We start from the raw sequence: 10,816 nt of genomic DNA on the forward strand, positions 1-10,816 counted from the left end.
CAAATCACTGAATACCAATTTTTCGACATCAGGGTCATAGACATAGAGTTCATCCATCTTCTTTGCCGGTATGTCCATTATACCCCCAGCCACTCCCCAATAGTCGCCGCAATCACCTTCCTGCACCTGTAACTCCTGTGAGCGCATCCAAAAACCACCGTCTGCCCCATGTGTGCCCCCGGCATGGTATAGTAACCCACTGTCCCTTTTATTTTTATCGCGAGGTTTGTGTTTGGCTTCGCCCCATTTAAATTGAAGACTGAGGTGGTAATTGCTGTAATCTTGCGTTGTGGACAAGCCGCCCCATTGCTCCCCGGATATGCGGATAGCGGGCTCTCCATCCACCTCCACCACACTGAATACACTTTGTGGATCGATATTCAGGCCGAGGGGACTGTCAGACTTTTTAACAGTGGAGTCGGACGTGGCTACCCATGCGGGCCCCAAGTAGGTATCCCAACCCGTGAGGTCTTTGTCATTAAAAAGTGCGTCCCACTGCTTTTCAGGTTTACAGGAAATTGTTATTAGGATTGATAATACGAGAAGAATGATTTTGGCTTTGGACATTTATTTTGGGTTTGGTTAAAGGTAGTCATTCTTCAAGAAAAGAAAAGGGCAAAAGCCTAACCTAAATCGGAAAGAATTTGAAAATGACTACATTGAATGGTTAAGTTTTTAGAGCATTTAAAAAAAAACTATGAAGCGGTCAATTGTTTTAATCCTACTTATCCTGAACCTATCTATCGCCTATGCCCAAAAACCACGTGCCCGAGATTTAGGAGTTCCATTTAACGGCTCTACAGGAGTATTCAATGCTATCACGGATGTAAAGGGCGTGGAAGTCGGCTATAGCACGATCATATCAGGAACCGGTGAAAATATCGTTGGCAAAGGTCCTGTAAGAACAGGCGTCACTGCCATTTTCCCAAGAGGCAAAGACCAAAAGTTCAGCCCTGTATTTGCCAATTGGTACAGCCTAAATGGAAACGGGGAAATGACCGGAACCACTTGGGTGACCGAATCGGGATTCTTGGAAACCCCAATTATGATTACCAATACCAACAGCGTGGGCGTGGTCAGGGATGCTGTATTGAAATGGTATGTGGACACCGATTGGTATATGGCGGAGGATTGGTGGTACACTTATCCTGTGGTAGGCGAGACTTATGATGGATTTTTGAATGATATTTATGGTTTTCACATCAAAGAAGAACATGTATTGGAGGCTATTGACAATGCCACATCAGGAAAGATTGCCGAAGGAAATGTAGGCGGAGGCACCGGGATGATGTGTTTGGGTTTCAAAGGCGGAACTGGCACATCTTCCCGGATTGTCAAAGTCAAAGATTCCTCTTACACTGTTGGTACTTTGGTACAGGCTAATTTTGGTAGAAAACCTTCATTGACCATCGCCGGCGTTCCGGTTGGCAGGGAGTTGATGGATACCTTGAACAACGAACTGAAATTGCCGCCACAGTCCTACCGAAAGGAAGGGGATGGTTCCATTATCGTAGTGGTAGCGACTGACGCACCTTTACTTCCACATCAGTTGAAAAGGATTGCACAGAGGGTTCCGTTGGGAATTGGCAATACGGGCGGATATGCAAGTAATGGTTCAGGTGATATTTTTATTGCTTTTTCTACTGCCAATCCGGATGCTTTTCAGCGCTATGATTTCTCGGAAGTGGAGATGCTGCCCAATGATCTGATCGATCCTTTATTTGAAGCGACAGTGCAGTCCGTCGAAGAAGCCATCATCAATGCCATGATTGCAGCAGAAACCATGGAAGGTATCAATGGGAACAAGTCTTATGCATTGCCTCATGGACTGTTGGTAGAATTACTTAAAAAATATAATAGGCTGAAAGAATAGAATTCGATCAGATTATCTTAGGTAAAATAAGTGACAGGGAATACAATCTAAACTATTGCCAATCCTAAAAATGATCAAATAATCCATTTCTCTTTTTCATATCCGAATTTGCCAATTTGATATCTATGATCTATGATGAAACTGGTAAACTGAAAGTGATTTGACAAATTATGATTGATATAAGTTTGTGCACATTAATTTCATTAAAATTAGGAATAGAATAAAAGCCAAAATCCTTAACTTTCAAAGAAACTTTTGTTAACAGGCTATGAAAACACAAAAACCATTCAATCATTTCAAAGGTATTATTCATGGTATCAGCAGTGATGGAAGAATAACCCGGGGGCAATTCGAAGAAATGAAACTTTGGTGCCAAGCCCATAAAGGACTCTGCCAGGAATCACCGTTTAAGGAATTTTTTGAAGAAATAAAATCCATTCTTGATGGGGGTACTATGACATCTGAGGAAATAGATGAAATGAAGACCATCCTCAAAAAATATGAATCTCAGCTGAGCATCTCTGAAACTGTAGAATCCAGAATCCAAATGCTCCAAGGGATCTGTTATGGTATCCTGGCCGATGAGCAGATCAATAAATATGAAATTTATGTCCTAAAAAAGTGGCTGGAAGAAAATAATTCAATGCTAAGTTTATCCCCTTTTAAAGAAATGCATGCTATCCTTACTGTTGTAATGGATGATGGTCAGGTAGATATCAAAGAAGAAAAGGAGCTTAAAAAACGCTTTTTGGAAATATTGAAATTAGAAGTGTAGTAAAGTCCATCCAAATTCTTCTCCGGAAAATAAAACTCCTACCAGGGGAAGAAATACATGCCTTTCGTCCTAAGTCAAGGTTAATGTAATATTTATTTATTTACCTTTTTATCAAATGTTATGGTTGAACAATTGACTATTAAAACTGGACTGATTTCTATACAATAATAATTTTTAATTATTTCTTCCCACCACTGAATGAAAACTAAAAAATCAATTCTGCTTATAGTATTTGCAATACTTGCCTCACTCACCATAGCAGGTTGCGGTCAAAACAGCAAAGGTCTTTCTGAAGTTAAGAAAATAGTACCCACCATCAGTAAAACCGAACTGGAGGATGAAGCCTGGCACATGGAAGAACTGTATTGGGAGTATGTTCAGAAAAGTGATACTGTTACCTACAAAACCCTTTGGCACACCGATTTTATCGGCTATCCGAGTTTTGGGGATGGAGTGTCTGACGTAAGCAAAATTGCCAGTTGGATCCCTGATTTACACAAAGACCCGAATCTCAAATACAGCTATGTCCTTCATAAAAAGGCCTCAAATGCCATTGAAGATGTGGTGATGGTATTTTACGACACAGATTATTTCTGGACGGACACGAATAATCAAGTAGTCAGAAATGAGACTTACAAATTTACCCATACCTGGAAAAAAGTGGATGGTAAATGGGTGATTCTTGGAGGCATGGCTGCGCTCAAAGATCAGGATGTCCTTGGGGATTAAAAAAGTTAGATTTTATTGTCAGATTTTTGGTAATTATTGAATAAAAAATCTCCTCCTTCTCTATAAAGAAAAGGAGGAGTTGGTCACCCATCTAGTTTTTAAAAAATGTTTTAATCCAGCGGGAATTTTCTTAAAAAGTCCCTTACTGATGTATTCGCTCTGCTTAGATTCTTTCCGAAAGAGTTAGACTTTAAGAAAGTTTCCAGTTCTCCTAGAAATTCCTCAACTGTCTCATCAGAAATTTCGACAGGCTAAGGTTTTTTTGAATCTCAATTTTTAGAGATGCGATAAATCACATTTTTGCCACCTCCCGAAACATAAATATCACCCGATTGGCCGACAGCTACCCCATCAAAGAAGTAGGTAGGAGGTAAGGCAAAATCCTGACCGAAAGCAGGTTTACTCAAGCTGAGGCCATCTGCGATTTTGCTCACCGTTCCTGTCGCCAAATCTATGCGTGATAACCGTGAAGCACCCGTTTCAACGACCAACAAGCCACCTTCTTTATCCCAAGCCAATCCCTCAGGACTCATCAATCCGAATACAATAGGTACGGCCGGCATTGGAGTGTCACCGTCAAATCCTATCTGCCAAACAATGCCGGTTCCCCAATCTGCAACCCATAGCGTTTCTCCATCAGTCGCCAAACCACTCGGGGCAAACACTGTCGCATTATCTATTTGCAAGATTACCGAATGGTCACTTGCCCGGACGACGCCGCCTAGTCCAAGATCAGATACTGCAATATCATTCTTAAATCGGATAGCATCGATTGGAATCTCCATCGGGTAGGTTTGAAGTACCTGATTAGCTTGTGGGTTCCAGATTTGAACTACCGCGCCGAAATACGAAGACACGATCAGATTATCACCATCTGCAGAAAGCGTGAAAGGAGTTGTCAGGTTACCCGGACGGCCAAGTAAGTCACCTTTATAAACATTTTCCTCTTTGCCGGTGAGGCCATTGATTTGGTACAACCGGAACAGGTCGGCCACAAACAAAGCGTCTTTTTTATTCGCTCCCGGTAACACTGCCATGCCTTGGGGTGCTATCATACCTCCTTCACTAATGGTCCGTGCCTGTCCGCTTGGAAGAATTTCTACGATCGATCCAAAATCAGCATTAGAGATGTAAAGCGTTCCATTTGAGTCAAATGCCAGATTGTCTAATCCAGGTTGGATTTTTACAAAAAGTGTTTTTACTCCGGTAGTGATATTTACTTTAAATACTTCACCTGTTTGATCCAAGACATGCAGGACGCCATTAGAATCAAACTTCGCCGCTACCGGGACAGTGAACCCTTCAGCTACTACTTCTGCAGTTCCATCTTCAAAAGGTTTGGTGGAAGGAGGGGTTCCTGTTCCGCCGACATTTACCCTGATTAGTTTCCCTCCTGCAAATTGAGGACCGTACAATTTCCCATCAGGACCGAAATCAAATGCGTTAAAAAATGCGAGAGGGAAAAATTCATTTTCGGCGGAAGCAACGATAATCGGTCTTGGTGGTTCGTTTAACTCAGGATCCAGCTCGTACAACCCATCACCCAAAAAGCAAAGCCCTACAAAAAGACGTCCGTCTTCAGAAAACGTAATAGGATTGACTCCCGGTGCTACAGGCTGTTTGGTCAAAGTTCCGTCAGGAGCAATTCGGCCCACCTCACCAATATTGATATCGGTCCAATAGAGCGAGCCATCCGGTCCAAATGCCAAATCATCAGGGGAGATTACCCCCTTGTCTGTTCCAATCTTCTTGATGATTTTGCCGTTTTGCTTGTTCATGACGATTATTTCCTGACCACCAAAACTGGCAATATAAAGATTGCCATCTGGGCCAAAGTTTACACCATTGGCACTTTTTATGGGAGATCCGGTGTAAATCTCCTTCACAAGGACTTTTGAATCCTTCTTCCTGGCATTCATATTAGTAAGTTCCTCTAATTCATAACATGCTGTCACGGTCGTTAAAATAGCTAAGACAGTCAAAATGGTAATCAGTTTAAGTTTCATTTTTTTTGGGGTTAAATGGTTAGAATTTTGAAAAGCATTATTAATAGTATGGATTTTTTCCCTGCTCATATTGAGTTAGATGAAAACGCTTTATTAACAAGAATCTAAGCTACATTTAAGGAAAGAATAGGGCCGTAGCTATTATTGCCAATGCTTTAGACATTGTTCCAAATCAGACAAAAGTATTGTTTAGGAAAAATTATTTCGCTTGGAGAAAGATGTGTGTGCTAGTTTGAATCCCCAGATCAGTTTTAAGAATTAGGGTTTAGGCTTGGAAGAAGAATTACCCTTTTCTAAAAAAGCTCGGGGCTTCCCCAAATTCTTTGGTAAACTCCTGTGTAAAATGGCTGGGATTGCCATATCCCACCGCATAACCGATTTCCGAAATATTTAAATCTGGATTGAGCAAAAGTTTCTTTGCTTCCTGCATTCGGATCGTCCGGATGACTTGGGAAGTGGACTTATTGGTCAAGGCCTTTAGTTTACGATGAAGCTGAGTCCGGCTTACTGCTAGTTCCCTGCATAACTCGACAATGCCAAACTCCTCACTATCCAAATGCGCGTCTACGATGGAGCGAAGCTTTTTCAGGAAAGTATCTTCCTGTATTTCAGCTGGAGTTTTGGGTTTTCCTTCAGGGTCGAGTTTCCCATAGCGGGAAATCAGCTTTTGTCGTGCCTCAATCAATTTCCGCAAACGGACTTCCAGCTCTTTCTTTTCAAAGGGCTTGGAAAGGTAGGCATCCGCTCCTCTTTCAAGACCTTCCAATCGTGATTCCAGATCTGCTTTGGCAGTGAGCAGGATGATCGGAATATGGCTGGTCCGCACATCACCTTTTAGCATTTCGACGACTTCATAGCCATCCTTTTCAGGCATCATTACATCACTGACGATGATGTCGGGAATCATCTCAATGGCCATTTGGATTCCGTGGAGGCCATTTCTGGCTTTTTGGATTCTGTATTTACCTTGGAGACAGAGTTCCAGATAGCTCAATACATCTTCATTGTCTTCTACCAGAAGGGCAAGTGGGTGGCTTTCATCGTAATCTTCGGCTTCATCAAAAGCAGTTGAATTCACCAAATCATTGACGTTAGATAACGGTCCTAGGGCCAATTCGCCTGCACTCCCGTTTGGTGCCTTATTTTGTATGGGAATCCTAAGGGTAAATTCAGAACCTTTTCCTAACTGACTGCTGACTTCTATAGAGCCTGACATCAGCTGCACCAGCTCTTTGGTGAGCGCCAAGCCAATCCCACTTCCCTCATTTGATCGGGTTGATGAATTTTCCACCTGATAAAAACGGTCAAAAATATAGGGCAAATGCTCTGAGGAAATTCCTTTGCCAGTATCCTTCACTTTTATTTCCAAAAACACATCCAATTCTCTGGAGGTAATCTTTTCTATTTTAATATAAATGTTGCCTCCCGGCGGGGTGAATTTCACTGCATTTCCCACAAGGTTGGAAAAAATGGCTTGTATTTTCTCCGGATCAAAGTCCATGTATAACTCTTCGAAACTTGGGAGTAGATGAAGGCGAATATTCTTGGAATCGGCATAGGAATGGAAGGACTCTGTCAGATATTTTAAATACCTAATAATATCATCCTGAATCATTTTTGTAGCCATACTCCCTGATTGCAGCTTGGACAAATCCAGCATTTGATTGATCAGACGAAGCAATTGCCTGCTATTCCGCTTAATCATGGGCAGCCCTTCATTTATGGTATCCACTGTCGGGTGATCCAACAAGTGTTCAGTAATTCCCGAAATAACCGTTAGCGGAGTCCGGAATTCATGGGTCAAATTGGTGTACAGCCTAGTTTTGACCAGGTCCAAGTCTTGCAAACGTATGACCTCAGCTTGGGCCAGTTTTCTGCGAAGCAAAAAACTATAGACCCAATACAGCAGTGAAAACAGCAGCAGAGCATAGGACAGCCAAGCCCACCATTGGGTAAACCAAGGCGGCATCACTGTAATGGATAGCGATCGCTGCCCCAATTTCCCATATCGATTAGTCGCCTGTACATGAAAAATATATTCTCCTGGCGGCAAAGCAAAATAATAGGCAGTGTATGAAGCTCCACTCCTCCAATTTTGATCATAGTTTTCCAGCTTATAGCGGAGGTTTTTCTCAGACTCCATTGTTACGAAATCAATACTGCCGAATTCAAGTGTAAAGGTATTTTGATGGTGAGCCAATTTGATCTCACTGGTTTCATTGAGATCCTTAGGGATAATTTTTTTATTCGTTTGGGATGAAATATTACGGTCTTCCAGAAAAAAAGTGGCCAAATATAGGACAGGTTCAATGGGATATTGCTTATCCAAATCTGCCGGCATGAAAGAAAAATAACCTGATGCATTGCCAACAAAAATCTCTTTATTTTTAGAAATAAACGTGTTTAAAGAGTAAAAGCCGGTTTGGCTAGATTTTTTCCAACTGTTCCCGAATAGGGCAGCGTTATGAGTTTCAGGGTCCAGGCGTATGAAGCCAATATCCGTATACAGCCAAAGCAATTTTGATTCATCCTCTACTATCCCGGTGATAAGGAGCAAATCCGTAATCAGTCCGGTGTTGTCGTAGTAGGGATTGAAAACTTCTGTTTCCAGATCTAATAAAAAAAACCCTGACCTGTAGGAACTGGCCCAAATTCTCTTGTTGCTATCCTCATCAATTCCGATAACAGGCACACCGGCGCTATCCAAAAATCTTTTAAAATCAGCCGACTCTTCACAATACATGTTAAGACCATTACTTGTACCTATCCAAATTCTTCCATTTGAATCCTGAAGCAGACTGTATACATCGTTTGAACTTAAACTGTTAGGGTTGGATGGATCATGTCGGTAATGGGTAAATTTTCCACTTTTTGAATTCAGGTGGTCTAAGCCTTCCGCTGTACCTATCCAAGTATTGCCATCATGGTCAGGCAGTACCACAGAGGTCATAGGAGATATGAACCCGTTTTTATCCTTCTGCTCAGAACTGTAGAAACTGTATGCCAATGACTTTCGATCGAAAAAGTATGCCCCAAACGGGATGGTAACCCATAGATTATCCAGATTGTCAAATTCTAGATCAGTAATAGGTTTGGATCCTACGGTATTTCGGACAAAAGTGAAAAAACTATCAGGAGATTCATTCACATCCTGACCGTACAGGCCAACTTGGGTTCCAATCCAAATTCCGGCTTCTTGGCCTTGAGCAAATACATATGCCCTCGAACCGATATCTGTATGATAAAAGTGATTCTGAAAGGTAGAGATTTGAAATAGCACCTGATTTTCTGTCTCTGGCTCCCATCCTGAAACCCACATGAGATTATCCTTGGTTTTTAGTAAAGTCCAGAAGTCGTTTTTTTCCAAATAATGCGCCCCAATTCCGGAACTTCCAAAAAACTCCATAGTCTTCGATTTCGGATTGTAGCGGTTGATCCCTCCAGCATAGGTTCCGATCCAAATGCACCCCTGAAAATCCTCATTGATGAAGGTGATGTGATCCACTGCATAGCTGGCGTTTAGATTTACGGGCGGGCGGGCAAGTGCATTTGTGTTATCGGGGAGGTTGGGTAACCGCTCGAAAGTGCTCTGTGCCCGATTCATGATATGAAGCCCGTCCCCATCTGTCCCAACATAAAAGTTTCCCTTACTGTCCTCAAATAAAGCCCGTATCCGATTGCCAATAAGCGACATGGGATCTTCCGGATCATGTCTAAAATGTGTGATCAAACCGGACTCTTTTTCAAATTTGTACAATCCTGACGAAGGATGATCAGGAAAGTCGAAAGCGTTTCCTGCGCCAATCCAAATCTGGCCGGCATAATCCTCGTAGATGCTTCTTACTGCTGCCTCGGTGATGGAGCGACCGCCGGGAGTATCGTCACCGATATGAACAAAATGCCCTGTCTCCCTGTCCAAGGTATCGAGTCCTCTGGCCGTCCCAATCCATAAAGTACCCGAGCGATCTTCCAGAAGGGCAAATACATTATTATCACGAAGACTGTGAGGATTGGCTGGATCATGTTGGTAATGGGTGAAAGTTTCAGTAATTGGGTTAAGTCTATCCAAACCTTCAAACTTGCTCCCAATCCATATAAATCCACTCTTCCCGGCATAAATGCATTCTAGCTTGTTCGTGTAAAGCGTGTTACTGTCATTGGGCTTGGACTTGAAATACTTTTTATTGGTCCCGTCGTATTTTACCAAACCATTGTAGTTATCAGCAAGCCAGATGAATCCATTCTCGTCCTGGCACATACCCACTATATTGGTAAGTGATGGATCAAATTGGAAAGGAACTGGTGTGATTTTGACTTCTTGACTTTTACATAGAAAAGATGTGGTTGCAAAAAAGACAAAGAATAAAAATTTTGGGTTTACCATTAGTAGTCAAGTGGTTTATTACTATCAACTTATATCATATTTATGGAAATTCCTAAATCAAATTTTTCAAATTTAAAAATTTAAATGGAGGTATATTCCCCATTTAAGAGTTCCAAGAATAACCCTCTACCGTTCGGAAAGAAATTCCAATCATTCGGGAAGAAAATCATGCAGTTCGTCCTAAATCAGCAGTCTTGGACCATTGAGTTTTTTCACCTTAAGAGAAGAATATCAGATTCAATTGTATAATCAATTCATTTTCTAACTCAATTTAAAAACAATGAAAAAGCTCCTATTAACTTTTCTCGCCATCAAATTCAACCGCTACCTGAGGGCATGCATGCCCTTTTTAGTTGTGTAAAATCAAGACTATTCTTTCTCAATCTGATTTGAAATTGAAAAACTGCCCGAACAAGAGGAGAAATTTTTCTAATAGCAATTTTTGAATTGGCAGACTCCCATTATTTTTGTTTAAAAGGTATTTTACATTAAATTCAAAAACCTTCTTTACATTAACTTTTGAGTATAAGCTATTAAATCACCCAACCAAAACCCATGAATCATTTTGTAAAAATCTTTTGGCTACTGTCAATTTGCTTCTGCCAGGTTGCTTTTGGGCAGACCTCTGAAATAGATAGCCTAAAGCAATTATTATCTGTAGAACAACAAAATGATAAAAAAACTGAACTGATCAGGAGTTTGGTGAATCTTACAACTAATGTTGGTTTAAACTTAGGATTGGAATATGCCCGCATAGGGGTAGCACATGTAGATAAGACAAATGATAAAACGGCTCAACCTGAGTTCTATGAGATGCTGGGCCGCATCCATGCCAACCTGCTTGAATTGGACTCGGCTGCTTATTATTTTGACAAAGCCATGCAGGGGTATAATGCCATCAATAATAAAAAAGGCCAAGCTACTTCATGGTTTAAAATAGGCTGGTTACACAAAAAACGGGGCAAATTGGATGATGCCATGCAGGCCGACCTGAACGCTCTCGCTCTCATGGAGGAACTTGATGACAAGCTCGGAATTGCAGGTGCCTA

7 protein-coding genes are annotated in these 10,816 nt (G+C 41.5%); 4 read left to right on the forward strand and 3 right to left on the reverse strand.

Annotated features, from left to right (window positions below; all coding sequences use genetic code 11):
* On the reverse strand, positions 1-567 hold a 567-nt coding region (locus tag ACEW8U_RS07915; RefSeq protein ID WP_373521499.1), incomplete at its 3' end, for a DUF1080 domain-containing protein.
* Positions 568-697: 130 nt separating this feature from the next.
* Between ACEW8U_RS07915 and ACEW8U_RS07920 the strand changes: the two genes are divergently transcribed.
* The 3 genes from ACEW8U_RS07920 to ACEW8U_RS07930 all read left to right on the forward strand — a co-directional run bounded on the left by ACEW8U_RS07920 (position 698) and on the right by ACEW8U_RS07930 (position 3,377).
* Positions 698-1,873 carry a P1 family peptidase gene (locus ACEW8U_RS07920; protein ID WP_373521500.1) on the forward strand — a complete coding sequence of 392 codons (1,176 nt, stop codon included), beginning with the start codon at positions 698-700 and terminating at the stop codon, positions 1,871-1,873.
* Between the two features lie 268 nt (positions 1,874-2,141).
* Positions 2,142-2,648, forward strand: coding sequence for a hypothetical protein (locus tag ACEW8U_RS07925; RefSeq protein WP_373521501.1), 507 nt, complete (start codon positions 2,142-2,144; stop codon positions 2,646-2,648).
* A 198-nt stretch (positions 2,649-2,846) separates the two neighbouring features.
* A complete protein-coding gene (locus ACEW8U_RS07930; RefSeq protein ID WP_373521502.1) occupies positions 2,847-3,377 on the forward strand; it encodes a nuclear transport factor 2 family protein in 531 nt (176 codons plus the stop codon).
* Positions 3,378-3,646: 269 nt separating this feature from the next.
* On the opposite strand, the gene ACEW8U_RS07935 is transcribed toward ACEW8U_RS07930, so the two are convergent.
* Together ACEW8U_RS07935 and ACEW8U_RS07940 are read right to left on the reverse strand one after the other, a co-directional pair.
* The gene (locus ACEW8U_RS07935; protein WP_373521503.1) at positions 3,647-5,383 is read right to left on the reverse strand and encodes a hypothetical protein; all 1,737 of its coding nucleotides are present in this window, start codon (positions 5,381-5,383) and stop codon (positions 3,647-3,649) included.
* A gap of 283 nt (positions 5,384-5,666) precedes the next feature.
* Complete coding sequence (locus tag ACEW8U_RS07940; RefSeq protein ID WP_373521504.1) at positions 5,667-9,767, reverse strand: two-component regulator propeller domain-containing protein; 4,101 nt, start codon at positions 9,765-9,767, stop codon at positions 5,667-5,669.
* A gap of 555 nt (positions 9,768-10,322) precedes the next feature.
* On the opposite strand from ACEW8U_RS07940, the gene ACEW8U_RS07945 reads away from it, so the two are divergent.
* On the forward strand, positions 10,323-10,816 hold a 494-nt coding region (locus ACEW8U_RS07945; RefSeq protein ID WP_373521505.1), incomplete at its 3' end, for a hypothetical protein.

Source organism: Aquiflexum sp. (assembly GCF_041751335.1).
Taxonomy (GTDB): Bacteria; Bacteroidota; Bacteroidia; order Cytophagales; family Cyclobacteriaceae; genus Aquiflexum.